This is a genomic window from Lacinutrix sp. Bg11-31 (genome assembly GCF_002831665.1).
Classification (GTDB): Bacteria; Bacteroidota; Bacteroidia; order Flavobacteriales; family Flavobacteriaceae; genus Lacinutrix.
The window spans coordinates 3457083-3483523 of record NZ_CP025118.1; the positions used below are offsets into that span (position 1 = coordinate 3457083).

Below are 26441 nucleotides of genomic sequence, written 5' to 3' on the forward strand. Positions count from 1 at the left end.
TGAAATGGCAGATAAGAAAAAAGACATACGAGCATTAACAAAAGAGCAACTTCGAGACTTTTTTGAAAAAGAAGGAGACAAAGCTTTTCGTGGCAATCAAGTTTACGAATGGTTATGGAGTAAAGGAGCGCATTCTTTTGAGGATATGACGAATCTCTCTAAAGAGACTCGCCAAATGCTAGAGGATAACTTTGTTATTAATCATATTGAAGTCGATACGATGCAGCGTAGTAGTGATGGTACAGTAAAAAATGCTGTAAAATTACACGATGGATTAATTGTAGAGTCTGTGCTTATTCCGACTGAAACACGAACAACTGCTTGTGTTTCTAGTCAAGTTGGTTGTAGTTTGGATTGTAAGTTTTGTGCTACTTCGCGTTTAAAACGTATGCGAAATTTAAATCCAGATGAAATTTACGATCAGGTAGTTGCTATAGATAGGGAAAGTAAATTATACTTTAATAGGCCATTAAGTAATATTGTGTTTATGGGAATGGGAGAACCACTCATGAATTATAATAATGTTATTAAGTCTATAGATAAAATAACGTCTCCAGAAGGCCTAGGAATGTCGCCAAAACGGATAGTAGTGTCTACATCTGGTGTGCCTAAGATTATTAAAAAAATGGCAGACGACCAGGTTAAATTTAATTTAGCTGTTTCTCTACATTCTGCGATTGATGAGGTGAGAACCAAGATTATGCCTTTTAATGAAACCTTTCCGCTTAAAGATTTAAAGGAGTCTTTAGAATATTGGTACGAGAAAACAGAACGTAAAATCACTTACGAATATATCGTTTGGGATGGTATTAACGATAGAATGGAAGATATCGATGCCTTAGTAAAATTCTGTAAACACGTGCCTTGTAAGGTTAACTTAATAGAATATAATCCTATAGACGATGGTGAGTTTCAACAAGCTTCAGGTCATGCAATAAACAATTATATTCAAGAATTAGAACGTAATCGTATTGTTGTAAATGTACGTAGAAGTCGAGGTAAAGATATTGATGCTGCTTGTGGGCAGTTAGCAAATAAATCATAATAAAAAAGCGACCAATTGGGCGCTTTTTTATTAATCATTCAATAGATAATTAACAAATCTATTTTTTATTAAGTTCAAGTTTTTCAGCAAAATAGTCGCAAAAATCTTTCATTGTAGCAGTCATTTTTTCATCTTGTGTTGCGCGATTAAAAGTACTGCTCATAGCAACTAAAGTTTGATGAAAGAATATTTTCATTTCATCTACAGGCATGTCTTTTGTCCATAAATCTATGCGTAAAGATTCTTGAGCTGCACTATCCCAAACCGATAACATCATCGCTTTAGCATCAGCATTTGTAATACCTCCATCTTGTGCTGTCCAGTTAATTTTTTCTGGTACTCTATTTTCGTCTAATTCTACGTTTAAAGTGATTTTAGATTTTAAATTTGCCATTATTTTCTTGGTTTGTATTTTGCGTTATCAAATATTTCTTCTGTGCTTTTAGTAAGCATTTGTTTAAAAGAAATTGTGTTTTTTTCCATATAAGATCGGACTATCTGCCATCCCATATATTTACCAATTTCTCCGGGAGATTCGCTATCTATTTGTTCTAGATAGAATTTAGAAAAAGGAGCAGGATTAATAAAACGACTAGGTAGTTTTGTGTCTGTACTAAAGAGTATTTCTTTATCTACAAAATAGCGCCAAATGTACTCTTCGTTGGCTTGTGTCCACTTATATTGAGCTTCGGTATAGTTTAGTTTTTGAGCGTCTGTTTTAAATGGAATAACCTTATCCTTAAAATACAACAACTTGCCTTCGTAAATTAAATCGTCTAAAAAAGTTTTTCTTTGCTGCTGAAAAGTGTAATGTTTAGCATATTTATTAGCGAGATCTACTACCATTAATTCTGGGTCTAAATCTTGCACAATGTAATCTTGAATACCTTGATAAAAAAAATGATCTTTTCCCAAATAATTAGCTAATGGCAACACGATAATGGTATCTGTAACAATAACTTTATTTCTATAATCTACGTCTGAAGCAACAGAAACTATTCTAGGTGTTTTAAATTGTGGGAAGTAATATTTTAAATGCTGAAATAAAGATTCTATTTCTGTAGTTTCAGTTTTTAAATCTTCAAATTTTTTAATGGTTTCACTTTGTAGTTCTAATTGTAAAGTGTCCTGCATTTGTTGCATCCAAAAAGAATCATCATATTTTTTAGCAAACATAAAAGGAAAGGTTTCCTTTAGATTTGGTAAATCGTCAGGATTAGCTTCAGCGAAAGCTTTATCAAATCTTTCAATAGTAAAATCGATGTTTATCTTTGCTATTTCAGCTTCAGTTTTATCTTTATTTTCACAAGAAAGAATGCTTAAAAAAGAGAGTAGAAGAAAATAAATAGGTTTCAAAAGGCTTTTCATTTTTATTCCTAAAGTGTTTACTTTATTTTTGTTAGGCAAAGGTACTATTCTTTGTTTTAAATACTTCAAAAAATGCAAACAGAAAAAGTGGTAAATCATATTGTTAGTTGGTTAAAAGACTATGCTGCTAACGCTAGAGTTAATGGTTTTGTTGTTGGAATTTCTGGCGGAATAGATTCTGCGGTAACTTCAATGCTATGTGCAAAAACAGGTTTAGACGTTTTGTGTATAGAAATGCCAATACATCAAGCAGCTAGTCATGTGTCTCGAGCTGAGGAACATATTAAGCAATTAAAGGCACAGTTTTCAAACGTTAGTGAAACAAGAACGGACTTAACGCCTGTTTTTGAGGAGTTTAAAACCGAAGTTTCTCTTAATGGAAAACAAGAAATTGTAGACATGGCTTTGGCAAATACACGTGCTCGTTTAAGAATGACGACTTTATATTATCATGCAGGATTATTAGGCTTACTAGTAGCAGGAACAGGAAATAAGGTAGAGGATTTTGGTGTTGGTTTTTATACTAAATATGGAGATGGAGGAGTGGATTTAAGCCCGATTGCCGATTTATTAAAATCTGAAGTCTATGCAATAGGAGAATTTTTAGGAGTTTCAAAATCAATTATGAAAGCCGCTCCAAGCGATGGTCTTTTTGGTGACACTAGAAGTGATGAAGACCAAATTGGTGCTTCGTATCCTGAATTAGAGTGGGCAATGTTGAAAAGTGAGAAAGGAATGACAGAAAATGATTTTAACGGAAGAGAAAAAGAAGTGTTTAATATATACAAAAGATACAATAACTCTAACAGGCACAAGATGATACCTATTCCTATTTGCGAAATTCCTAATGAACTTAAGTAAATATTATTGATATCATAATATTTTGTACCTTTGCTGTGCTATTAAATTTATCTATTATCAATTTATTTTGAGTATAAACCACTCGAAACAAAATATAAAACTTGTAAAACTATGGTCAAACTACTTGTAGTTGATCAGCATCCTATTGTAAGCAAAGGTCTTGAACTAGTATTTAACGCAACGCGTGATATAAAGTTTATGGGCAGTGTAGATAATGGTGAAGCTATCTTCGAATTCCTAAAAAGTACTCCTGTTGATATTGTATTAACAGAAATCGATTTACCAAAACTTAACGGCCTTACTGCAATTAGGCGTATTAAAAGTGATTTCCCAAATACTAAAGTTATTATGTATAGTGGTCAGTCTGAAGAAGTATATGCTGTTAGTTCTATAAAAGCTGGTGCAGATGGTTTTATTCCTAAAACAGCAGGAATAATTACATTAAGAGAAGCTATTTTAAAAGTTTATAAAGATGGTATGTATTTAAGTGATGCGTTAATGCAGCGTTTAAATAAAAACTCTAAAGGATTAAAAGGAAGTACTTATTATAAAAAACTATCGACAAGAGAGGTCGAAGTGTTAAAATTATTAGCTTCTGGAAAGCGTAATAAAGATATTGCTAAAGAGCTTGAAATTAATGAAAAAACAGTAAGTACTTATAGAGCACGATTAATGAAAAAATTAAATGTAGATAATTTGGTTGATCTTGTTAGCCAATCTAATACAATGACTTTATAACACACGATTTAATTTTCTAGATAGTAGTGTTTTTAATTTGGAGTAATCTGTAACTTCTTCTAAAACACTTCTATTAACCTCATTTCTGTTTTCTAGAGTTTGTTGTTGAAAACCAATAACTTTTCTATCAATTAAATGGCAACGCAAGCATAGAATCGTTTCGCTAACTAATTGCGCAATCGAATCTTTTTTTAACTTTGGAAAAATGTCTTTTCGTTCCCAATCGGATAAAAAATGGCGCTCATCTTCCATTAAAATATTTGTAATCTCATTACCAATTTTAGCATCTACGGTATTTATTAAACGTTCAGAAGAAAAATCGGGATTCTGATTAAGTGTTTCTATAATTTTATAGTAAATATCTTTAAACTGAGGGTTCGAGAATTCCATTTCATCGTCTTGCAAGTCTAAAAACACTTTCTCAAAAACTTTAGCTTCATGTGTTACAGGTTCTAAAACAAGAACACCGCTTTCGTTTTCTTTTAAAACCAAATCTTCAAAATCTTCAGTTTTATTACCATAAAGTAAAAGAATCTCTATAATTTTTCGTTCTAAAATATATTGTACATCCACTTTTTCTGGTGGTTGCTCGTGTCTAATAACATCAAAAGCCTGTGGTGGTTGGTTTTGATGTTGCTGTTGCTGTTTTGCTTGGTCTTGAGTTTCTTTTTGTGTAAGCTGTGCAAGTGTAGTAAATAGTACACCTTCACTTATATCCATTATTCTAGAGCATTCTTGTATGTAAACTTCACGTTTAATACGGTCTGGAATTTTAGCAATACTATTAATAATATCTCTAATGGTATCTGCCTTTTTTATAGGATCGTTTTTAGAATCTTCAAATAAAATATTAGCTTTAAACTGGATAAAATCTTTTGCATTTTCATCTAGATAAAGCTTTAGCTCTTCTAGTGTATTCGTTTTTGCAAAACTATCCGGATCTTCGCCTTCAGGGAATGAGCAAACTCTAACATTCATGCCTTGTTCTAGAATAAGGTCGATACCTTTTAAAGAGGCACGTAATCCTGCTGCATCACCATCAAAAAGGACAGTTATATTTTTTGTAAGTCTGTTTATTAACCTAATCTGGTCGCTTGTTAAAGCTGTTCCAGAAGAAGAAACTACATTAGTAACTCCTGTTTGATGAAACTGTATTACATCTGTATAGCCTTCTACTAAATAACAATTATCTTCTTTTGCAATGGCTTGTTTTGCATGGTAAATACCATATAGTACTTTACTTTTGTGGTAAATATCACTCTCTGGAGAGTTTAAATATTTAGCAGCTTTTTTATCGTTAGTTAAAATTCGCCCTCCATAGCCTAAAACACGGCCGCTCATACTTTGTATGGGAAACATTACACGTCCTTTAAACCTATCAAACTGCTTGTCTCCTTTGTCTATGGTTAGTCCGGTTCCTGCAAGAAATTCCATTTTGTAGCCTTTCCTTAAAGCTTCGTCTGTAAAGGCACTCCATGCATCAGTACAATAACCTAATTCGAATTTTTTAATGGTTTCATCTGTAAAACCACGCTCTTTAAAATAACTTAAACCAATGGCTTTCCCTTTATCTGTATTATGTAAAATATGCTTAAAATAAGTATTTGCATATTCACTAACAAGATAGAGACTTTCGCGTTTATCTTGAGCCTCTTTTTGCTCGTTAGATTGCTCGGTTTCCTCAATTTCAATATTGTATTTTTTAGCTAAGTATTTTATAGCTTCAGGATAGGTGAAATGTTCGTGCTCCATTAAAAAGGCAACTACATTTCCTCCTTTCCCTGTAGAAAAATCTTTCCATATTTGCTTAACAGGAGACACCATAAAGCTTGGTGAACGCTCCTCACTAAACGGACTTAAACCTTTAAAGTTACTTCCCGCTTTTTTTAAGTTAACAAAATCGCCAATAACCTCCTCTAATCGAGCAGTTTCGTATACTTGGTCTATGGATGATTTAGATATCAATTTTTTAAGGGTTTTCGCTTCCGCGGAATTACGCTGTAAATGTAATATAAATGAATTGTTTCTGAAAGTATCCTGTTTTATAAACTTAGCTTTATATAAAATCATGTTAGATTTTGTTTGTAACTTATGTTTCAATGAAACTAAATTATTTAATAATAAATTTTTACTATTCATCTAACTAAAAAACATATTAGTCGATTAAATATTATTCAGAAAGAATAAAACTTTACATTACATTCTATTAATCAACAAACAATTCCATCATGAAAAAAACTACATTATCTTTTTTACTATCATTATTTACTTTTGCCATAATTTCTGCTCAAGGAATTTTTGACGATAGCATTCACACTGCAGTTAATTTTGGGAGTGTTAATTCTCCAGGAGCAGAAGGTGTGCAAAATATTATTGATCAAAACTCAAATACAAAGTTTTTAGATTTTAATGCCTTTGATGGTATTGGATTTGATGTCGATTTATTGGGTGTTTCTAATACTGCAATTGCAATGGAAATAGTAACAGCAAATGATGCACCAGAGAGAGATCCTAATGCTTACGAAGTTTTCGGTTCTAATGATGGTGCTAATTATACTAGCATTGCAACAGGAGCAATTCCATGTGTTTCAACACGCTTTTTTTCGAGAACATTTTCTTTCAGTAACACTACTGGTTATACTTACTATAGAGTTAATTTTACTGGAACTTGTGGAACAAGTAACATAAACCAAATAGCAGATGTGCAATTGTATAGTGCAATTGGTAATACACCTGCAATTACTTGTCCTGGTGATCTTACTGTTTCTAACACAACTGGTCAATGTGATGGTATTGCTAATTTTACAGTTACAGCAAACGATACAGAAGATGGTAGTTTAACACCTACATTGGTAAGTGGTTTCGCTTCTGGAAGTGATTTCCCTATAGGTACAACTACTGTTTTATACTCTGTAACAGATAGCGATAACAATACAGTTAGTTGTAGCTTTAATGTTATTGTAAATGACACCGAAAATCCTGTAGTAACTTGTCCTGCAAATATAATGGCAGATACTAATCCAAATGAATCTACTGCTGTTGTTACTTACACTGTTTCGGCATTAGATAACTGCTCTACTATTAATCCATTAGCTAGTTTTACGCCATTAGGTACAATTAATGGTCAGGCTTATTATCTGTCTGATGCTTCCTTTACACCTGTAGATGCATTTACAGATGCAGGAAGTCAAGGTGGTTTTGTAGGAACAATTAGAAATGCAGCAGATAGTATGTTCCTTTTAGATGCTATTAAGAGAGCTAGTTTTCTAGGTGATGTTATTATTGGATATAATGACGTAGCAACAGAAGGTGCTTTTGCTTGGGACACTGGTGATGCTGCAACTTATTCTAACTGGAATACTGGAGAGCCAAACAACGCAGGAAACGAAGATTATGTGGTAATGCAATCTTCTGGAGGTTGGAATGATGTAACTGGCACTTCTAGTTCAAGCAGGTATCTTTTAGAAGTAGCTTATGCACCACAACAAACTGCTGGTTTAGCTAGTGGTAGCGATTTTCCAATTGGTACAACTACTAATACATTTGTTGTAACAGATGTTTCTGGTAATTCTGTAACCTGTTCTTTTGATGTTATTGTAAATGAAGTATTAAGCGTAGATTCTTTTAATTTGGAAACTAGTATTTCTATGTCGCCTAATCCTGCAAGAAATACATTAACGATAGGTAACTCTTCTAATGTAAAATTAGAAAACGCATTAGTTTTCGATATTAATGGAAGACTAATTAAATCTTTTAATTTTAATGAAGTTGATGAAACTGTCAGCTTAAATGTTTCAATATTGAAAAGTGGATTGTATTTAATTAAAATCACCAATAATGAAGGTAATTCTATAATTAAGAAATTTATAAAAGAATAATCTTAAAATTAAGTTTTTAAAAAAAAAACCGTTTCAAAATTATTTTGAAGCGGTTTTTTAATACCAATTGTCAAGTCCTAATATAGCGTCACAACTAATTCACTCAAAGATTATTCTATCTCTAGTCTAATACCTAAAGAAATATTATTTTGTTTTATAGAATTGTTTTTAAAGGTGTTAGATAAATCGTATTTAAAAAACAAGCTAACATCATCTAATCCAACATAAGCACCAATACCGTAAACAAAAGGATTTACATTATAATCTTGTTTAATTTTCTGCTTTGTTCTTTCTCCATTTTCTTTATACCATAGTTTTTGTTTTGCTTCAATATTTAAGCCTGCATAACCACCAAACCCAATTTTAAAACCTCTGTTGTAATATCTTATACGATCTTTTTTTTCGTTTTTAGTATACTGTCCAAACTCAAAATATAATGGGACAATTAAATTTGTGGTTCTAAATTTGGCTTGTTTTAAATCTGTAGGGAATGTTTCTATTGTTGTTACATTTCCATCTTGGACAATAAATTTGTTGTCTTTTAAATCGTATTTATTCCATTGTAGAGATAAACCATATCTTAATCTTATTGCATTAGAATTTTTTAAAAGTCTTGTTTTCCATTGAAACCCTAATTCAAAAAAACCAGAACCGCCTATTTTATACGGTGAGTCACTTAAGCTTTGTCCATCTATTAGAGCATTGTTAAGTCCTGCAGATACTACTAAACCTGTAAGTGTGCGAAAATCGTATTTAACAGGTTTAGGATTATGTTTTGAATTTGCAACAGTAAGACCTACTAGATTGTTTTTGCTACTCCCAATTGTAATACCAATGGACTTTTTCTCTTTAAGATCTAGATCGTTTTTTAAGCCATTACGATCATTAAAATCTATTTTGTTTTTTAAAATTTCAATACGATTTTTTATGTTTAAGGCTCGTTTTTTTGCAACCTCTTGTTTTAAATTTTCACCTTCTTCGTATGTGATTTCTTTTTTAATAACACGGTCATTAATATTTTCAACTTCAGTTTTTAAAGCATTTCGCTCGTCGTCTTCAATGCTTTGTTTTAGTTTTTTAATTTGAAGTTCTTTAGATTCAGGAATTGAGTCTTGAGCTGTCGCATTTGTAAGATAGAGGCTCAATACTAAAAAGATAATGTACTTTGTAATGGTTTGCATGATTGTTCGTTTTTTGATGCTGATAGTACTATCAGCGATTGTTGATATTGATTTTAAATTGATGATTTTTTATTGTTAATCGTTACGTTCTGCAACAGATTCTCTTACTGTTTCGTAGCCTTTTTTTACCACTTTTAGCATTTTGTCTCTAAAGGTTTCGTCGAGATCGTCTTCTACAGCTATAAGTAAACCGTTATAATCTATTGGTATTGTAGCGCTTTTAGATTTCTCTTTAGCAATGTCTTCTGTTGCTTGAGCAAGCAAGTTGTCTATTTCGCTGTCTATAACATTTTGCTTTTTGGTTTGTGTTTTTTGCGTAGCGTTTTCAATAGAAACCAAAGACTGTTTGTTTTTAATGGTGTTTTCTTTTAAAACTAAAGTCTTTACAATTTGAATATTAGGAGCTTCTATTTTGTTAGTATTTACTTTTTTAGTGTTTGTGTTTTCAGCTAAATAACTTTTAGTTTTAATAGCTGACTTTGTTGTGTTTTTGGCTTTTAAAATTTCTTCTGAGTCAACAATAACTTCTTTCGTTTTATAATTGCTTTTTTTGTTTTTAATTTCAGTTTTTAACGTGTCTATTGTAGTATTCTCTTCAACTATAATAGTGTTTATGTTATTTGTTGTTTTAATATTTAAAAAGAAATTAGAGACCAATAACACACCAATTACACTAGCAGCAATACCAAGCCACCAAAAGCCTTTTTTATTGTTCTTTTTTTCTTCGTTATCTAAACGTTGCGATAGAGTGTCCCAAGATTTTGCTGAAGGCTTAATCGTTCTTTTATCGAGCCTGCTTTTTATGTCTTCTTCATATTTAATTGGTGCCATAACTCGATGTGTTTAGTTTATTAATCTCTTGCTGAAGCATCTTTCGTGCTTTAAATAATTGTGATTTAGAGGTGCCTTCATTTATATTTAATAAGGTTGAAATCTCACTATGCTTGTAGCCTTCTATGGCATACATTACAAAAACTACTTTATAACCTTCTGGTAGTTTATCTATTAGTTTCTGTATATGTTCTACCTCAATTTCACTATTAATGTTGTTAGTATGGTCGTGTTTAATGTCTACATCTTCTACAGCAAATTCTATGTTTTTTTTCTGTCTTAAAAAAGAAATAGATTCTCTTACCATAATACGTCTTATCCAACCTTCAAAACTACCTTCGTTTTTAAATTTTTTAATGTTTGTAAATACTTTAAAAAAGCCATTTAACATTGCTTCTTCTGCATGTTGTAGATCTTTAATATAATATCTGCAAACGCTTAACATTTTTGGTGCATGCAACTCATACAATACGTGCTGTGCTTCACGATTGTTTTTTTGAGCTCTCTTTATGAGCTTCGGTTCATTTTTATAGAGCTGTATAACTTTCAAAAAACAGTTAGTTTTTATTACCAGATGAATATTAGAATAACCAATTAAATTTCTTCCTTTTTTCTTGATACTTCAAAATAAAATATAAACATAATTAATACTATGATTAGATTTTCTATTTCGTCTAAATAAAAAATAATTTAAATTTATTATCACTCATTCTAATATTCATCTGGTAAGGTTCTATTTATAAAGACGCAAACTTTATAGAAAAGGTTGCCTGGCGATTGAAAAAAAATTATTTTTTTAAAAGAATGTAATTTACAATTAATTTAAAAAGAAGCGTTGGAGTTTTGTATTACTAGATAGTAGATAAAAAAACCAGTAACTAATTTTAGTTACTGGTTTTTTATTTTTTTGAATAAAATAAAACTTTTTTATAAGTGCATTTCGTCGATTTCTATTTGTTATATACGGATGTTGGCAGCAGTTTTTATTTAATATAATACATTTTAATCTTTCCATTATTAATCAAAACAAAGCCTAATATTTTATAACCTTCTAGCATTCCAAAGTCGTTTTTGCTTTCGTAAGTAAACATTCTTAGAATTTGAGAATTAGTATTATTGTCTTTAAACCAATATGAAAATCTATATGGTTTTTTTAATTTAAGAACTGATTTTAATTCATTGTTTTTAAGTTCGCCAATGTGAGTATTTAAAGAATCTCCGTAAATAGTAAACAATTTATTATCTATGTAAAAACTTGAGTAAAGGTCATAGTCCGATTTAAATAATATATCAATTCCTTGATTTTGTTTTTCTAAATAACTTCGGTCAAATGTGAGAGTCGATTCGTAAAGTTCAGTCGGGTTTTTAATAATCAACAACTCGTTTCCGTTAGTTAATAAGTATCCATTAGTGGTTTTCTCGAAGTTGAAATTACAAGATGATGAGAATTCGTAAAACTTATTATCTTTTTTGTCTTCAAAATAAGTTGATGCTCCCCATTCTCCATTACAATTAGGATAAATTTTAAAATCTGAATCTTCTTAAATATTTACAACAGTATCTTTTATCTGATTGAAGTCCGCAACATATTTTTCTAGTAAGAATGTTTTTTCGGTAAATGAATGTTCTTGTTTTAGAAACAATCTTTCATTGTTAACTCTTAAGTCACAATAAGGCATTGAAATAGCTTCTTTTGGTAAGAATACATTTTCAACAAATTCGCCATTTGTATCGTAAACTTTCATTGATTTGAAACTTGCACTTGTATTTTTTCGGCTTGTTTGGAATAATAAATATAGATTATCATTAAAAAATGCAACTTCGGTTAATTTTCCATTTTTTGATATATCCAATGTATCAATTTCAATCGTCACTTTTTGACTGAAACTTAATGCAGGAATAGCTATTAGTAATATGTAAAGTAACTGTTTCATCAAATTGCTACCAACGTTGTTGTATATGGTTTGTTGCGTGTTTCAAGCAACTAATTTAGTAAATAATTACCGACCAAGAAAGTCCGCGAGGACTTTCGCAAATAGGCAATAAGCCAGCAATAAATTATATACGGTGTTGTAAGTAGTATTTTTGGTTTATTTTCATTTGTAACTCGAAATTTCATCATATTTCCAATTCGTTAGATTTAGCTTTTTGAAGGCTTTAAATACTTTCCGTTTTTTTAGTTCCAACATAATCACACCACAATCCGCACTTGTTCCATACAATGCTTGTCTATTATCATTTGTCCATATTTCCAATTTTCGAATATTATTTTCCGTAATTAGTTCAGTTATAGAATCTGTTAGTTCAGAATTTATTGGGTTTTCAACACGGAATGCGATTAAATCATTCTTATGTTTTACCAAGTAAAGTGGTTTACAAAATCCTTTAGTTCTAATTTTACGAATACTGTCCAGTTTTGGAAATCTCGATACAGTTATTCCGTCTGAAAAACTCCATTCAATATATACATTTACGTCATTAGTCAGCCGATTATTTATCAATTCAATTTTTTCGGCAAGTATTTCAGTCTCGTTTAGCGATTCAAACCATAATTCGTTTTCATTTTCAGTCAAAATAAGTTTTTCATTTTGAGCTAAAATTCCAATAGAATTTAGAATTAAAAATGTGAGCAAAAAGTGTTTTTTCATATTACTTACAACTCGTTATATAGTAACTTTTATTAACTATATCCCGTAAATTTAACAGGATATAGGAACTTTTATGTTACTGTTATCCCGTAAAGATAACTTTTTTATTATTGTGTAAAATGAGTTTTTATTTCTTCCTTTCTATCACATAATTCACCATCAATTCTAAAGAAGATCTATAGTCAGAATCTGGGAATTGTTGTAGTATTTGTAGGGCTTCAGCTTGAAAGGTTTTCATTTTTGTAACAGCATATTCTAAGCCTCCATTATTTTTAACAAAAGCAATCACTTCGTTTACACGTTTCTTGTCTTTGTTATGGTTTTTAATAGAATTGATAACCCATTTCTTTTCCTTTTTACTCACGGTATTAAGAACGTGAATAAGTGGTAAAGTCATTTTTTGTTCTTTTATGTCTATACCTACAGGTTTACCAATGCTTTTCGAACCATAATCGAACAAGTCGTCTTTTATTTGAAATGCCATGCCTATAAGCTCCCCAAACTTACGCATGGTTTCAACATCTGGAGAGTTTGGCTTTACAGAAGCAGCACCAAGACTACAGCAAGCTGCAATTAGGGTTGCTGTTTTTTGTCTTATTATTTCGTAATAAATATCTTCAGTAATATCTAGTCGTCTGGCTTTTTCAATTTGAAGTAATTCGCCTTCACTCATTTCTCTTACTGCAACAGAGATAATTTTAAGCAAGTCGAAATCTTCATTGTCTATAGAAAGCAGTAAGCCTTTAGATAATAAATAATCGCCAATAAGTACTGCTATTTTGTTTTTCCAAAGGGCATTAATACTAAAGAAACCACGACGTTTATTACTATCGTCTACAACGTCATCATGCAGTAAAGTTGCTGTATGTATTAGTTCTATAACAGATGCTCCTCTGTAAGTTCTGTCTTTAACGTCTCCATTAGATACCATTTTAGCAACTAGAAATACGAACATTGGTCGCATTTGCTTGCCTTTTCGGTTTACTATGTAGTGGGTAATACGGTTTAATAAAGCAACTTTAGAAGCCATAGCTAAGCGGAACTTTTTTTCAAAAAGGTCCATTTCGTAAGCGATGGGTTGTTTTATTTGTTCAGTTATTTTCAAAAGAAAAATTTCAGTGTTACAAAGCTACTGATAAAAAGTGAATAGTTAATAGTGAAAAGTGAGAAGTGAATAGTTATAAAAAATTAGTGGATTCCTGCTTTCGCAGGAATGACAAAAAGAACAATAAAATAGTGTGTGAATTCGAGGAAAAATTATTTTTAGCAACAGCTAATATTACCACTCATTAATTCGATTAGAATCTAGTTTTACAAAAATGAATACTAGAATAGTAAATCCCCAAAGTCCAGAACCTCCATAACTAAATAGAGGTAATGGAATACCAATAGTAGGTATTAAGCCCATAACCATACCAATATTAATTAGAAAATGTATAAATAATATGGCTCCAACCGAATAACCATAGACACGACTAAATTGAGATTTCTGGAGTTCGGCTAAATGTAATATGCGCAAAATAAGAAGTACAAAAACAAGAACAACACCAAAACTGCCTATAAATCCCCATTCTTCACCTACAGTTGTAAAAATATAGTCTGTATGCTGTTCTGGGACAAATTTACCTGTAGTACGTGTGCCTTCCATAAAACCTTTTCCTTTCCAACCACCAGCACTAATTGCTTTTTCGCTTTCTAAGAGGTTGTAAGCAGCTTCTTTTTTCATTTTTTCTAGCTTTCCTGCGTCTTTTTCAAGGCTTAGCCAAATGGTAATTCTATCTTTTTGATGGAAAGGTAGAAGCGTGTCGTAAGCAAAACGAACAACAAATGAAATTAATAATGCAATGGTTAAAGTGATTACTGGTTGAAAAAATGATGGTTTTTTCTTTTTAGAAAAATAATAACCAAACACAATAACAGCAGAAACAAGCATGGTGATAACGACTCCAAATTTTAAAGCGCAGATGGCTAAAACTATTAAAAGAGAACCAATAATTAAATAAATTTTTGGTAAGCCTTCGCGATATAATACAAAGAAAAAGGCGCCATATACTAGCGTACTTCCTGCATCTTTTTGCAATAAAATAAGAAATGCTGGTATGATAATAATGCCGAAAATGCGAATTTGATGCTTAAATTGCCTTATGTCTGTTTGTAAATCGCTTACGTATTTTGCAACAGCTAAAGCCGTTGCGGCTTTGGCAAATTCACTTGGTTGTAAGGTCATGCCTCCTAAGTCGTACCAGGACGTTGCGCCATTAATAGTCTTTCCAAAGATGAATAACCCAACTAAGGAGAGCAGAGAAGCAAAATAGATAACACTAGAAAAACGCTCGTAAAACTTAGCGTCTATAGATAAAATAAGAATTATTAGTAGAACCGAAAGGATAATAAATATAAGCTGTTTGCCATAAAACTCTGTAAAACTAAAGTAGTCGATAATTTCACCTGAATGAGAAGCAGATAAAATATTTAACCAACCAAAACCTGCTAGCATAAAGAAAAGCATGATGGTAATCCAATCGAATTTGAAATGTCTATCAGTTTGTCTCATTACCTTTATAACTTAATTTTAGCTTCTTCAGGTAAATCAATAACTTCTTCCATTGGAATAACTTGATATTGCGATCCACGATTAATTTGAAATGGCTCTCCAGAATATGGTTTTGCATATTCGTTTTCTAAACTATGTGTTAATAGCCATGTTTCTAAGTCTTTTCTACTAATCGTTTTGTTAACGTATTTCTCAATCATTAAACTAGCAATTTTACCAGCGAATCTACTTCCAAAATACCCGTTTTCTACAAATACTGCTAAAGCTATTTTAGGATTGTCTTTTGGAGCGAAAGCAACAAAAATTGAGTGGTCTGTTAATTGAGTTCTTACGCTATCGATTATTGCATAATTTTCAACAGTACCAGTTTTTCCGCAGATATCTAGACCTTTTACTTGCAGACTACTTGCTGTTCCTTTTTTGTAAACTTGTAGCATGCCTTCTATAACAGGTTCAAAATGCTGTTTATCTATTGTTGTGTATTTTGGTTTGGTAAAATTTTCTGGTAGCGATTCTCCTTCAATAGATTTTACAATATGAGGCGTGTAATAGTAACCTCTATTTGCAATAGCAGCAATCATATTTGCTAATTGTATTGGTGTAGTAGAAACTTCTCCTTGACCAATGGCATTAGAAATAGTATAGGTAGAGTAAAACTCTCTTGGATAAGCGTATTTATAGTACTTTCTGTCTGGTATTCTTCCTTTTTGGCCAACAACCAAATCATTATTTAAATATTTACCAAGTCCAAAACTTTTTACATGTTTACTCCAATGGTCTATGCCTTCCGATGCGTTACCGTCTTTATCTAATATTCTTCTATAAACAGTAGCAAAATAAGCGTTACAAGATTTTTGAATACCTAAAACCATATCTCTCGATCCACCTCCACAATGACAGCCCATAAAACGATTTCCGTATTTATAGCCGTGATGACATGCTATTTTTTCGCTTGTCGATATTACACCTTCTTGCAATGCCACAAGTGCATTCATTAGTTTAAAAGGAGAACCAGGATTGTATACACCTTGTAGACTTCTATTAAATAACGGCTTAGCTATTGTATCTCTAATTAGCTTATTAAAGTTCTTAGAGCGTTTTCTTCCTACTAAATCATTAGGATTGTATGTTGGAGCAGCAATCATAGCTAAAATTTCGCCTGTACTAGGTTCTATCGCAATTATTCCACCTCGTTTGTTTTGCATTAACCATTCTCCATAGGCTTGAAGATCTGAATCTATGGTTATTTTTATGTCCTTTCCTTGTTCTGGAATGGTATCATATTCACCTTCTTTGTAAGGGCCAATATTTCTATTAAATCTATCTTTTTGAATAAATTTTATGCCTTTTCTACCGCGAAGAATGGTGTCGTAAGATTTCTCAACACCTTGCTTTCCCATTAAATCACCCATTTTATAATAAGGGTCATTTGCTATGTCTCTATTATTTACTTCTCCAATATCTCCTAATACATTGGCTCCAATGGTTGTTTCGTATTGACGTAAAGAACGTTTCTGAATATGAAAACCAGTGAATTTCCTCATTTTTTCTTGAAGTACTGCATAATCTTCTTTAGATAAATGCGAAACAAAAGGCGAAGGTAATCGCCAAGAATAATGTTTGGCTTTTTTTAATTGCTTATCAAAACGTTCCTTATCGATTTTTAACAATCGGCAAAACTCTAAAGTATCTAATGGTTCTACTTCTCTGGGTATAACCATAACATCGTAAGAAGGTTGGTTTGCTACTAAAAGGGTTCCATTTCTATCGTAAACAAAGCCTCTTTTTGGGTAGTCGTAAACCTTTCTAATAGCATTGTCATTTAGAATACTATCAGCATCCGAATTATAAATTTGTAAATAGAATAGTCTTGTAGTAAAAATTATACCAACAAGAATAACAGAAAGAAAGAGTAAAAATTGTCTCATTTTTTATTTGTGCCACTAAAAATTATTGATATTAAAAGGCATAATAGTATAGTGAATATACTTGAGAATAACGTGTTTTTTAGTACTAAAATTATCTTAGAAAAGTTAAATATTTCAAGTGAGAATAAAATAAAATGATGAATAACCGTTAGTATGGATATATAAGTAACACGTTGTCCAAAATCGACGTTATTAAATTTAACTGCTTGATGGTCGTAAACGGCACCGAAACTAAATTTTAAAGCAACAGGACGAATAAATGCAATAGTTACAGCTGCAGCTGCATGAATACCTCCAGAGTCTAAAAACATATCTATAAATAAGCCTAAAAGAAAGCTTAATAGAATAAATAGCATCCTGTTATTTTTTATAGGAAACAGTAAAATGAATAAAATATATGGATACGGATTTATATAACCCATAAAATTTACATGACTTAGTAATAACACTTGTAATAAGAGTAATACAACAAAACGGATGGTATGTATAGATAAAAGATTAGTCATTAGTGTCTAATAGGTTTTCTATATGTTTTGCATCTTTGTTTTCAATAATGTAAACGTGCTCAATATTTGTCATGTCATTAAAAAGAGCAACTTCAATTTCATAATAATTTTCTGCGGTATCTAATTTGAAATTAGATATAGTACCAATAGGAATACCTTTAGGGAAAATTGTAGAACGTCCAGAAGTAGTAATAGTGTCTCCAGTAGCTACAGGTGCAATTTTTGGTATTTCGCTAAGTTGTATCTGGTTTGGTGATTGTCCATTCCATTTTATAGATCCAAAATGATTGGTTTTTTTAAGTTTAGCACTTATACTACTTGTGGTATTTAATATAGAAAGTACCGTCGCGTATTTAGAATCCGTTTTTTCAATAATTCCAATAATACCTTTGCTTGAAATAACACCAAAATCTTGTTTAATACTATCGTTTTCTCCTTTATTTAAAAGTAGAATATTGTTGGTTCCTGCATAGCTGTTTCTCATTACTTGAGCAGCCGTAAATTTGTAATGATTTGCAAAATTTAAACTATCTATAAAAGTAGAATCTGTACTGTTTTTAGTATTAAAAAGAATAGACTTTAATTGGTTGTTCTCTTCTTGAAGTAATTTGTTTTGTTCTCTTAACCCAAAATAGTCACTAATATTATTAGAAGTATTAAAAACACCACCACTTATAAAGTTAGCCGAATTTATAAACCTGCTTCTATGGTAGCTATGCGATTGTATCGTTAACATTACCGAAATAAATAGCAATAGCGCAAACAGAAGAAACGTTTTGTTTCTTAGTATAAAATTTACTATTTGTTGCATCTATAAGGGCAGGTTTTATTTTATCAATACACTTTTGTATTTCGCAAGGTTTTTAAGGGTAATCCCAGTTCCACGAACAACAGCACGTAAAGGATCCTCAGCAATATAAACAGGTAAATCTGTTTTTTGAGATAAACGCTTGTCTAAACCACGAAGCATAGAACCACCACCAGCTAAATAAATTCCAGTATTATAAATATCTGCAGCTAATTCTGGAGGTGTTTGCGATAATGTTTCCATTACAGCATCCTCGATTCTAAGAATAGATTTATCTAAAGCTTTCGCAATCTCTCTATAAGAAATTTGAACCTGCTTAGGTTTTCCAGTTAATAAATCACGTCCTTGAACGCTCATATCTTCTGGAGGTAAATCTAAATCTTCGGTAGCAGCACCAATTTGAATTTTTATTTTTTCGGCAGTACGCTCACCAACATAAAGATTGTGTTGTGTGCGCATGTAATAAATAATATCATTTGTAAAAACATCACCTGCAATTTTAACAGATTTGTCGCAAACAATACCACCTAAGGCGATTACAGCAATTTCGGTTGTTCCACCTCCAATATCTACAATCATGTTTCCTTTAGGTTGCATAATATCCACTCCAATACCAATAGCAGCAGCCATTGGCTCGTGTATTAAGTAAACTTCTTTACCATTTACACGTTCGCATGATTCTTTTACGGCACGCATTTCTACTTCTGTAATTCCAGAAGGAATACAAACTACCATACGTAAAGAGGGTGTGAATAATTTCTTTTTAAGCGCAGGAATGTTTTTAATAAACATGCTTATCATTTGCTCAGAAGCATCAAAATCTGCAATTACACCATCTTTTAATGGTCTAATTGTTTTAATATTTTCGTGCGTTTTTCCTTGCATTAAATTGGCTTCTTGACCAACTGCTATTATTTTTCCCGAAATGCGATCTCTCGCCACAATGGAAGGTGCATCTACAACAACTTTGTCGTTGTGTATAATTAGTGTGTTTGCAGTTCCTAAATCTATTGCGATTTCTTCTGTTAGGAAGTCAAAAAATCCCATGCGTTAAGTAGTAATTTATGAAGTTATTATTGTAATGACGTAAAAGTAATAAAACTAACGAAAAAAACAGCCATTATTGTATATAGTTCTTATATAATTTTTTAGTGCTTAAGGTTTTAGAATTAGTACAAAACAATAGATACGTATTTGTAGTGATTTTGGATGTTATTTGTTGTGTATTATTATTATTATTATTATCGCTTTCGCGGAATTGTTAAGCAATGAGTTTAAGAGAAGGTTTTCAATTTTAAATTATAGAATAATTCAGTTTTCACTTATGAGAGCTTATTTTGAAGCATCCCGAAATAATAAAAAAAACCTGATAAGTCGTAAAACTTATCAGGTTTGGTGTGTTTATTATTAGATTCCTACTTACGTAGAAATTAGTTTAATGCTTAAAATGACGTGTTCCTGTAAATACCATAGACACATCGTTACCATTACAATAATCAATACTTAATTGGTCTTTTATAGAACCACCTGGTTGTATAACAGCAGTAACTCCTGCGTTTTTAGCAATCTCGACACAATCTGGAAATGGAAAAAAGGCGTCACTTGCCATAACACATCCTTCTAAATCAAATTTAAAAGATTGTGCTTTGTGTATTGCTTGGTTTAAGGCATCTACACGACTTGTTTGTCCTGTTCCACTAGCACATAATTGTCTCCCTTTTACTAAAACAATAGTGTTAGATTTTGTGTGCTTACAAATTTTAGAAGCAAAAATTAAATCGTCTAACTCAGCAGTTGTTGGTGCTTTTGTTGTTGCGTTTTTAAGGTCTTCTAATGAATCTGTTATATTATTTCTATCTTGAACTAAAACACCATTCAAGCATGTTCTTACTGTTGTTTGAGCAAAAGCAGCATCTTTCAATACTAAAAGCACTCTATTTTTCTTTCCTTTTAAAATTGCTTCTGCTTCTGTAGAGAAACTTGGAGCAATTACAACTTCGCAAAATAATTTGTGAATTTCTTCGGCAGTTGCTGCATCAATTTCAGTATTAGAAATTAAAACACCACCAAAAGCAGAAACAGGATCACCAGCTAAAGCATCTGTATAGGCTTGGTGTAATGTGTCGCGTTGTGCTAATCCACAAGCATTATTGTGTTTTAAAATAGCAAAAGTTGGCGCATCGTTTTTAAACTCATCCATTAAATTTACAGCTGCATCAACATCTAAAAGGTTGTTGTAGCTTAATTCTTTACCATGAAGTTTTGTGAACATCTCATCAAAATCTCCGAAGAAAAAACCACGTTGATGTGGGTTTTCTCCATAACGTAAAACTTTACCGTTGGTTTCAGAAACTTTAAGTGCAGCAATTTTATGGTCTGCATTAAAGTAATTAAAGATAGCAGAATCGTAGTGAGAAGATACATTAAATGCTTTTGCGGCAAATGCTCTTCTGTCCTCTTCAGTTAAATCTCCTTTTTTGTCAGTAATTAACTCTAAAAACTCAGCATAATCATCTACAGATGATACACAAATAACATCAGCATAATTTTTTGCTGCTGCTCGAATTAAAGAAATACCTCCAATATCAATTTTCTCAATAATGTCTTGGTTTGTTGCTCCAGAAGCTACCGTTTTCTCGAAAGGATATAAATCTACGATTACAACATCTATTTGCGGAATCTCGAATGCTTTCATTTCGGCAACATCACCTTCATGATTTTGGCGATTTAAAATACCACCAAATACTTTTGGGTGTAATGTTTTTACACGACCACCTAAAATAGAAGGATACGAAGTAACGTCCTCAACAGGAACTACTTTTATACCTAAATCGTTTATAAATTTTTCTGTTCCACCAGTAGAATAAATGGTAACGCCTTGTTTATCTAGTTCTTTAACAATTGGTCCTAGGCCATCTTTGCTAAATACCGAAATTAATGCAGATTTAATTGTTTTGTTATTGCTCATTAGTAGTTGTGTTAATAAGCGTGCAAATTTACGAAAAAACGAAATGAGTTTTAACTAAAAAAGCAAAGCTTTTTAACTAAAACAACTAGTTATTAACAACTATAGTATTTCTGCGACTTTAGCGCAAACAAATTCTAAAAATCTTTCATCTTCTTCTGTAAAAGGATCTGGCGTATTAGAATCTATATCTATTTGTCCCATATTTTTTCCATTTACAAAAATAGGAATCACTATTTCTGCCTTAACAGTAATACTACAAGCAATGTAATTATCTTGAGCAGCAACATCTGGCACTACAAAGTTTTCGTTACTAACTGCTACTTGTCCACAAATACCTTTTCCAAAAGGAATAATAGTGTGGTCTGTAGGTTCACCAACATAAGGACCTAGTTTTAATTCGTTTTTATCTCCATTTTTAAAATAGAAACCTACCCAATTGTAATAACTTACATTGGCTTCTAATAATTCGCAGACTTTCATTAAACGCTCATCTCTAGAAATTTTGGTATTAGAAAGAATTGCTTCAGTTTGTGGTTTTAAAGTTTCAAAAATCATAAGGATAAAAATTTTGGTAAAAGTATTTAAAAAGACGTAATTTCAACCTTTCAAAATTTAAAACTTTTCAGAATAAAAGATTGAAAGCACTCTTTATAAAATATAAGTCTGTATTAAAATTTATCCTTACATTTTTGTTGGTATATATTGGCTTGTCTGTAATCTATAAATTGTATTTAAATGCTTCGGTTGGCTCTCAGTATTACCCAGATTATGTAACTAATCTAGTAGCTTACCAAAGCGAAGCATTGTTAAACACTATTGGTTACAGTACTGAGGTTGTAAAACATCCGCACGAACCTTCTATGAAACTATTAGTAAGAGGTAAGTATATTGCCAGGATAATAGAAGGTTGCAATGCCATTAGCGTAATTGTATTATTTATATCTTTTGTAATTTCTTTCTCTGGTAAATTTAAATCAACTGTTTTGTTTTTGTTGTCTGGAAGCGTTCTTATATATGTTGTAAATCTTATTAGAATTGTAATACTATCTGTTGGTTTATACCATTATCCTTGGCGAAGTGAAATTTTACATACGGTTGTTTTTCCTGCAATTATTTACGGAATGGTGTTTTTATTATGGATGCTTTGGGTGAATAGATTCTCTAATATTGGTAAAAAAAATGGATAAATATAAAAAATATATTTGGCTATTTTTTCTTTTTGGCTTGTTGGTTTTGCTACGTGCTTTCGAGAGCGAATTGTTTTACGATCCTTATTTGCAGTTTTTTCAAAGCGACTATTTATATTTAGACTCTCCAAGACGCGAAGTCTTAAAAGTAACGTTGTTTACAACATTACGTTTTTTAATTAATACTATAATTTCACTAGTAATTTTATATGTTTTTTTTAAGGATGCGAGCATGATTAAGTTTTCGGTAATTGTTTATGCAATTTCTTATATTATTCTTTTAGGCTTGTTTTTATACTTTGTACTAAACCCAAAACAAGAGGATTATTTTATGTTTTTTAATATTCGACGGTTTTTAATCCAGCCACTTATACTATTATTATTACTTCCAGCATTTTATTACCAGAGAAAAGGTGTGTAAATTTGTGTTAAAGCTAATATTAACGTGCTATCCAATTGATATTTTATTAACTTTGTAATGTGAAAATTAGTTTATTAAATAAAAGTATATCTTTTTTAATGGCATTTGTGGTGTTGTTTTCAACACTATCATTTACTATTGAGTCTCATTATTGTGGGACTAATTTAATAGACACAGCTGTTTTTTCTAAAGTAAAAAACTGCGGAATGGAATCTTCAGCAGCAACACCAATAAAGAAAAGGTGTTGTAAGGATGAGGTTGTGGTTGTACAAGGTCAAGACAAATTAAAACTAAATAGTTTTGATGATCTTGATATTAATCAGCAAATACTTTTTACATCATACGTTTACAGTTACATTTCTTTATTTATAAGCTTACCAAAGCAAGTTGTTCCACATAAAGAATATGTTCCGCCAAATCTTATTTACGACATTCAAGTGCTCGATGAGACTTTCCTTATTTGATATTTTATTTCTTTTTGTTTTCGTTTTCACGGAAATACTAAATCATGAAATAATTTATTAAAAACACACAATGAAACATACATATACAGTTACAGGCATGACCTGTAATGGTTGCAAAGCTTCAGTTGAAAAACACTTGAATGCTTTGCCAAACATAATAAACACTTCAGTAAATCTTGAAAAAGGAGAAGCTACTATTGAAATGTCTCAACACGTTTCAACAGAAATCCTAAAGGAGGCTTTACCAGAAAAATTTTCGATTTCAGAAAAACAAATAGAAAACGTTTTTGCATCTTCTCAAGTTGAAGAACAAAAAAACGATCTACAGCAATTAAAACCATTATTTATAATCTTTGGTTACATAACAGTTGCTTCAATACTAATGCATTATAAAACATGGGATTGGAGCAATTTTATGCTTGATTTTATGGGCTTGTTCTATATTGTATTTAGCTTCTTTAAAATACTCGATTTAAAAGGATTTCCAGAATCTTTTAAGATGTACGATCCCTTAGCGAAAGCGATTCCGTTTTACGGTAAAATTTATCCGTTTTTAGAATTAGCACTAGGGATCATGTTCTTAATGCGAATTGAAACTCCTATCGCTTTAATAGTAACCATACTTATTTTAGGAATTACTACTATTGGAGTAACCAAAACGCTTTTAGATAAAAAGGCAATACAATGTGCTTGTTTAGGGACAGCCTTAAAACTGCCTATGACCAAGGCTACATTTATTGAAAACACAATCATGATTATTATGGCAATCATTATGTTAATTAAAACCTACATATAATGAAAAACATAATATACATATTACTGCTATTACCATTATTTGCAATAGCTCAAGAGGAATTAAAAGGTGCTATTTTAGAAGATAACACTAGTCATTCGCCATTACCTGGAGCCAATGTGTTTTGGCTTGGAACAAAGGTTGGAAATGTAACCAATTTTGATGGTGAGTTCTCAATACCTTATAAAAAAGAGTATACTAAATTAGTGGTGAGTTTTGTTGGTTATAAAACAGATACGCTCACTATTGTTAATGCTAAAGCAATTAAACATAGCTTAAAACCTACGAGAGAACTAGACGAAATAAATATTACATCTAGAAATAAAGCAACATCAAACTCTTATTTGTCGGCTCAAAATATTATTACTGTAAGTAGCGACGAGTTGTTAAAGGCTGCTTGTTGTAATTTGTCGGAAAGTTTTGAAACTAATCCATCCATTGATGTCAACTTTGCGGATGCTGTAACAGGAACAAAGCAAATTAAAATGTTGGGTTTAACGAGTCCGTATATATTAATTGCCACAGAAAACATACCATCTATTCGTGGTGCATCTCAAGCTTTTGGTCTTAGTTTTATTCCAGGAACTTGGGTGGAAAGTATTCAAATAACAAAAGGAGCAGGAAGCGTAGTTAATGGCTATGAGAGTATTGCAGGACAAATAAATGCAGAGTTGGTAAAGCCAACAACAGATAATAAATTATTTATAAATGCTTATGGAGCTGTAAATGGAAGGTTAGAGTTAAATACACATTTTAATACTAAAGTAAGTGATAAATGGAATACAGGTTTGTATTTACATGGAAATTCAAGGACTCAGAAATTTGATAAAAACAATGATTCTTTTTTAGATGCTCCTTTGGCAAATCAAGTTAATGTAATGAACCGTTGGCAATACACTAATCCTGAAAAAGGATTTGTAAGTTTTATTAATTTGAAGTATTTAAACGACCAAAAACAGTCTGGGCAAATAGATTTTAATCCTGATACAGATAAGCTTACAACGAATAATTGGGGAAGTGAAATAGCTACAGAGCGTTATGAGATTTCTGCTAAATTAGGATATGTAAATGCAGAATTGCCTTGGCAAAGTGTTGGCTTGCAAGCTGCTTATAGTGGGCATCAACAAGATTCTTATTTTGGTTTAAATATTTACGATATCGAGCATAATAGTTTATACGCAAATTTAATTTATAACACTATAATAAGCGATTCTAGACACAAAGTTAAAACAGGAGTAAGCTATACTTACGATCATTATAATGAGCTTGTAAATATTTCAGATTTTAAAAGGACAGAAAATTCTATAGGTGCTTTTGTAGAGTATAATTATTTTAATTTAGACAAACTTAATGTTACTGCAGGATTAAGAGTAGATAACCATAATTTATTAGGTACGTTTATTACACCTCGTTTACATATGCGTTATACAACTTGGGAAAAAGGAGTATTTAGAGCTTCTGTAGGAAGAGGAAAACGTAGTGCTAATATTTTTGCTGAAAATCAAAAAATATTTTCAACGGCTCGTGCTATTAATGTTTTGAATACTACAGGAAAAATTTACGGACTTGATCCAGAAATAGCTTGGAATTATGGTGTGTCTTTTTTGCAAGGATTTAGACTATTAGGAAGAAAGGCTGAAGTAACTGCGGATTTTTATAGAACCGATTTTAAAAACCAAGTGGTTGTAGATTACGAAAATGCACAAGAAGTAAATTTCTATAATTTAAAAGGAGATAGTTATGCGAATAGTTTACAAGTGGAATTTAGTTATTCTCCATTTAATCAATTCGATATGCGTTTTGCTTATAAAAACTACGATGTGAAAACACAATACGATTCGGGTAAGTTAGAAAAGGCTTTAACCCCTAAACATCGTTTTTTTGCTAATGCATCTTACGAAACATATATGGAAGAAGGTAAAACAGGCCAATGGAAGTTTGATGCTACCTATAATTGGTTAGGAGAACAGCGTTTTTCATCTACACAAAATAATCCTGTACAATACCAGTTGCCAAAATATTCACCAACCGTTGGAACTTTTAATGCGCAAATAACAAAAGTGTTTTCTCCAAAATTTGAAGTATATTTAGGAGGTGAAAATATATTTAATACCAAACAAAACAACCCAATAGTATCTGCAGATAATCCTTTTGGTTCAAGTTTTGATACTACATTTGTATATGGCCCAATTTTTGGGGCTAATTATTTTGCAGGATTGCGATATAAAATAAAATAAAACATTTTTAAATTATTATAATATG

The 26441-nt window shown here is 31.4% G+C and carries 26 protein-coding genes; 9 read left to right on the top strand and 17 right to left on the bottom strand.

The annotated features are described in order from the left end of the window. The first annotated feature begins 4 nt into the window (after positions 1-4). The gene (gene rlmN, locus CW733_RS15425; RefSeq protein ID WP_100998285.1) at positions 5-1045 is read left to right on the top strand and encodes a 23S rRNA (adenine(2503)-C(2))-methyltransferase RlmN; all 1041 of its coding nucleotides are present in this window, start codon (positions 5-7) and stop codon (positions 1043-1045) included. Positions 1046-1103: 58 nt separating this feature from the next. Here the strand turns inward: rlmN and gldC are convergent, their stop codons facing one another. Beyond that, positions 1104-1439 (bottom strand): gliding motility protein GldC, encoded by a 336-nt coding sequence (gene gldC / locus CW733_RS15430; RefSeq protein WP_100998287.1) that lies wholly within the window; start codon positions 1437-1439, stop codon positions 1104-1106. Beyond that, complete coding sequence (gldB, locus tag CW733_RS15435; RefSeq protein WP_198520082.1) at positions 1439-2413, bottom strand: gliding motility lipoprotein GldB; 975 nt, start codon at positions 2411-2413, stop codon at positions 1439-1441. The genes gldC and gldB overlap by 1 nt, the downstream gene beginning before the upstream one ends. A 72-nt stretch (positions 2414-2485) precedes the next feature. Here gldB and nadE point away from each other — a divergent pair, with 72 nt between their 5' ends. After that, the gene (gene nadE / locus CW733_RS15440) at positions 2486-3274 is read left to right on the top strand and encodes an NAD(+) synthase (protein ID WP_198520083.1); all 789 of its coding nucleotides are present in this window, start codon (positions 2486-2488) and stop codon (positions 3272-3274) included. A gap of 111 nt (positions 3275-3385) precedes the next feature. Beyond that, positions 3386-4012 carry a response regulator transcription factor gene (locus CW733_RS15445; RefSeq protein ID WP_100998291.1) on the top strand — a complete coding sequence of 209 codons (627 nt, stop codon included), beginning with the start codon at positions 3386-3388 and terminating at the stop codon, positions 4010-4012. Here CW733_RS15445 and dnaG read toward each other — a convergent pair. Continuing rightward, positions 4007-5977, bottom strand: a complete 1971-nt coding sequence (gene dnaG, locus CW733_RS15450; protein ID WP_100998888.1) for a DNA primase — start codon at positions 5975-5977, stop codon at positions 4007-4009. The genes CW733_RS15445 and dnaG overlap by 6 nt on opposite strands. A gap of 263 nt (positions 5978-6240) precedes the next feature. Here dnaG and CW733_RS15455 point away from each other — a divergent pair, with 263 nt between their 5' ends. Beyond that, positions 6241-7890 (top strand): HYR domain-containing protein, encoded by a 1650-nt coding sequence (locus CW733_RS15455; RefSeq protein WP_100998293.1) that lies wholly within the window; start codon positions 6241-6243, stop codon positions 7888-7890. Between the two features lie 110 nt (positions 7891-8000). On the opposite strand, the gene CW733_RS15460 is transcribed toward CW733_RS15455, so the two are convergent. From CW733_RS15460 to CW733_RS15525, 14 genes are all read right to left on the bottom strand, one after another. Continuing rightward, the gene (locus CW733_RS15460; protein WP_100998295.1) at positions 8001-9071 is read right to left on the bottom strand and encodes a hypothetical protein; all 1071 of its coding nucleotides are present in this window, start codon (positions 9069-9071) and stop codon (positions 8001-8003) included. 75 nt (positions 9072-9146) lie between these two features. After that, positions 9147-9902, bottom strand: coding sequence for a hypothetical protein (locus CW733_RS15465; RefSeq protein ID WP_100998297.1), 756 nt, complete (start codon positions 9900-9902; stop codon positions 9147-9149). Next, positions 9889-10452, bottom strand: a complete 564-nt coding sequence (locus CW733_RS15470) for an RNA polymerase sigma factor (protein WP_100998299.1) — start codon at positions 10450-10452, stop codon at positions 9889-9891. The genes CW733_RS15465 and CW733_RS15470 overlap by 14 nt, the downstream gene beginning before the upstream one ends. A 433-nt stretch (positions 10453-10885) precedes the next feature. Further along, positions 10886-11137, bottom strand: a complete 252-nt coding sequence (locus CW733_RS15475) for a hypothetical protein (RefSeq protein WP_100998301.1) — start codon at positions 11135-11137, stop codon at positions 10886-10888. Positions 11138-11443: 306 nt separating this feature from the next. Beyond that, the gene (locus tag CW733_RS15480; protein ID WP_100998303.1) at positions 11444-11836 is read right to left on the bottom strand and encodes a hypothetical protein; all 393 of its coding nucleotides are present in this window, start codon (positions 11834-11836) and stop codon (positions 11444-11446) included. Positions 11837-11998: 162 nt separating this feature from the next. Next, positions 11999-12550 (bottom strand): hypothetical protein, encoded by a 552-nt coding sequence (locus CW733_RS15485; protein WP_100998305.1) that lies wholly within the window; start codon positions 12548-12550, stop codon positions 11999-12001. Positions 12551-12677: 127 nt separating this feature from the next. Beyond that, a complete protein-coding gene (locus tag CW733_RS15490; protein ID WP_100998306.1) occupies positions 12678-13655 on the bottom strand; it encodes a polyprenyl synthetase family protein in 978 nt (325 codons plus the stop codon). A gap of 174 nt (positions 13656-13829) precedes the next feature. Further along, the gene (gene rodA / locus CW733_RS15495; RefSeq protein WP_100998310.1) at positions 13830-15104 is read right to left on the bottom strand and encodes a rod shape-determining protein RodA; all 1275 of its coding nucleotides are present in this window, start codon (positions 15102-15104) and stop codon (positions 13830-13832) included. Positions 15105-15109: 5 nt separating this feature from the next. Beyond that, positions 15110-17032 carry a penicillin-binding protein 2 gene (mrdA, locus tag CW733_RS15500; protein ID WP_100998311.1) on the bottom strand — a complete coding sequence of 641 codons (1923 nt, stop codon included), beginning with the start codon at positions 17030-17032 and terminating at the stop codon, positions 15110-15112. After that, a complete protein-coding gene (locus tag CW733_RS15505; RefSeq protein ID WP_100998312.1) occupies positions 17029-17538 on the bottom strand; it encodes a rod shape-determining protein MreD in 510 nt (169 codons plus the stop codon). The genes mrdA and CW733_RS15505 overlap by 4 nt, the downstream gene beginning before the upstream one ends. After that, positions 17531-18349, bottom strand: coding sequence for a rod shape-determining protein MreC (mreC, locus tag CW733_RS15510; protein ID WP_100998313.1), 819 nt, complete (start codon positions 18347-18349; stop codon positions 17531-17533). The genes CW733_RS15505 and mreC overlap by 8 nt, the downstream gene beginning before the upstream one ends. Positions 18350-18364: 15 nt before the next feature. Beyond that, complete coding sequence (locus CW733_RS15515; protein ID WP_055447911.1) at positions 18365-19393, bottom strand: rod shape-determining protein; 1029 nt, start codon at positions 19391-19393, stop codon at positions 18365-18367. A 388-nt stretch (positions 19394-19781) separates the two neighbouring features. Beyond that, on the bottom strand, positions 19782-21314 hold the full coding sequence (purH, locus tag CW733_RS15520) for a bifunctional phosphoribosylaminoimidazolecarboxamide formyltransferase/IMP cyclohydrolase (protein ID WP_100998314.1): 1533 nt from the start codon (positions 21312-21314) through the stop codon (positions 19782-19784). Positions 21315-21413: 99 nt separating this feature from the next. Then, the gene (locus tag CW733_RS15525) at positions 21414-21869 is read right to left on the bottom strand and encodes a GAF domain-containing protein (RefSeq protein WP_100998315.1); all 456 of its coding nucleotides are present in this window, start codon (positions 21867-21869) and stop codon (positions 21414-21416) included. 80 nt (positions 21870-21949) lie between these two features. Here CW733_RS15525 and xrtF point away from each other — a divergent pair, with 80 nt between their 5' ends. The 5 genes from xrtF to CW733_RS15550 all read left to right on the top strand — a co-directional run bounded on the left by xrtF (position 21950) and on the right by CW733_RS15550 (position 26416). Further along, positions 21950-22501 (top strand): exosortase family protein XrtF, encoded by a 552-nt coding sequence (gene xrtF / locus CW733_RS15530; RefSeq protein ID WP_100998316.1) that lies wholly within the window; start codon positions 21950-21952, stop codon positions 22499-22501. Continuing rightward, the gene (locus CW733_RS15535) at positions 22494-22922 is read left to right on the top strand and encodes an exosortase F system-associated protein (RefSeq protein WP_100998317.1); all 429 of its coding nucleotides are present in this window, start codon (positions 22494-22496) and stop codon (positions 22920-22922) included. The genes xrtF and CW733_RS15535 overlap by 8 nt, the downstream gene beginning before the upstream one ends. 59 nt (positions 22923-22981) lie before the next feature. Further along, positions 22982-23386, top strand: coding sequence for a hypothetical protein (locus tag CW733_RS15540; protein ID WP_232730373.1), 405 nt, complete (start codon positions 22982-22984; stop codon positions 23384-23386). A gap of 70 nt (positions 23387-23456) precedes the next feature. Then, on the top strand, positions 23457-24182 hold the full coding sequence (locus CW733_RS15545) for a heavy metal-associated domain-containing protein (RefSeq protein ID WP_100998318.1): 726 nt from the start codon (positions 23457-23459) through the stop codon (positions 24180-24182). Next, entirely contained in the window at positions 24182-26416 is a 2235-nt protein-coding gene (locus tag CW733_RS15550) for a TonB-dependent receptor (protein ID WP_100998319.1), read from the top strand. The genes CW733_RS15545 and CW733_RS15550 overlap by 1 nt, the downstream gene beginning before the upstream one ends. Positions 26417-26441 lie beyond the last annotated feature (25 nt).

What these genes read in the sequence shown, in the direction of transcription:
- rodA (WP_100998310.1), bottom strand. Translation starts at nt 15,104, where the DNA reads ATGAGACAAACTGATAGACATTTCAAATTCGATTGGATTACCATCATG.
- CW733_RS15485 (WP_100998305.1), bottom strand. Translation starts at nt 12,550, where the DNA reads ATGAAAAAACACTTTTTGCTCACATTTTTAATTCTAAATTCTATTGGA.
- CW733_RS15465 (WP_100998297.1), bottom strand. Translation starts at nt 9,902, where the DNA reads ATGGCACCAATTAAATATGAAGAAGACATAAAAAGCAGGCTCGATAAA.
- CW733_RS15550 (WP_100998319.1), top strand. Translation starts at nt 24,182, where the DNA reads ATGAAAAACATAATATACATATTACTGCTATTACCATTATTTGCAATA.
- nadE (WP_198520083.1), top strand. Translation starts at nt 2,486, where the DNA reads ATGCAAACAGAAAAAGTGGTAAATCATATTGTTAGTTGGTTAAAAGAC.
- rlmN (WP_100998285.1), top strand. Translation starts at nt 5, where the DNA reads ATGGCAGATAAGAAAAAAGACATACGAGCATTAACAAAAGAGCAACTT.
- CW733_RS15480 (WP_100998303.1), bottom strand. Translation starts at nt 11,836, where the DNA reads ATGAAACAGTTACTTTACATATTACTAATAGCTATTCCTGCATTAAGT.
- CW733_RS15460 (WP_100998295.1), bottom strand. Translation starts at nt 9,071, where the DNA reads ATGCAAACCATTACAAAGTACATTATCTTTTTAGTATTGAGCCTCTAT.
- CW733_RS15455 (WP_100998293.1), top strand. Translation starts at nt 6,241, where the DNA reads ATGAAAAAAACTACATTATCTTTTTTACTATCATTATTTACTTTTGCC.
- mreC (WP_100998313.1), bottom strand. Translation starts at nt 18,349, where the DNA reads ATGCAACAAATAGTAAATTTTATACTAAGAAACAAAACGTTTCTTCTG.
- CW733_RS15525 (WP_100998315.1), bottom strand. Translation starts at nt 21,869, where the DNA reads ATGATTTTTGAAACTTTAAAACCACAAACTGAAGCAATTCTTTCTAAT.
- CW733_RS15505 (WP_100998312.1), bottom strand. Translation starts at nt 17,538, where the DNA reads ATGACTAATCTTTTATCTATACATACCATCCGTTTTGTTGTATTACTC.
- gldB (WP_198520082.1), bottom strand. Translation starts at nt 2,413, where the DNA reads ATGAAAAGCCTTTTGAAACCTATTTATTTTCTTCTACTCTCTTTTTTA.
- CW733_RS15445 (WP_100998291.1), top strand. Translation starts at nt 3,386, where the DNA reads ATGGTCAAACTACTTGTAGTTGATCAGCATCCTATTGTAAGCAAAGGT.
- purH (WP_100998314.1), bottom strand. Translation starts at nt 21,314, where the DNA reads ATGAGCAATAACAAAACAATTAAATCTGCATTAATTTCGGTATTTAGC.
- CW733_RS15545 (WP_100998318.1), top strand. Translation starts at nt 23,457, where the DNA reads ATGAAACATACATATACAGTTACAGGCATGACCTGTAATGGTTGCAAA.
- CW733_RS15515 (WP_055447911.1), bottom strand. Translation starts at nt 19,393, where the DNA reads ATGGGATTTTTTGACTTCCTAACAGAAGAAATCGCAATAGATTTAGGA.
- mrdA (WP_100998311.1), bottom strand. Translation starts at nt 17,032, where the DNA reads ATGAGACAATTTTTACTCTTTCTTTCTGTTATTCTTGTTGGTATAATT.
- CW733_RS15535 (WP_100998317.1), top strand. Translation starts at nt 22,494, where the DNA reads ATGGATAAATATAAAAAATATATTTGGCTATTTTTTCTTTTTGGCTTG.
- gldC (WP_100998287.1), bottom strand. Translation starts at nt 1,439, where the DNA reads ATGGCAAATTTAAAATCTAAAATCACTTTAAACGTAGAATTAGACGAA.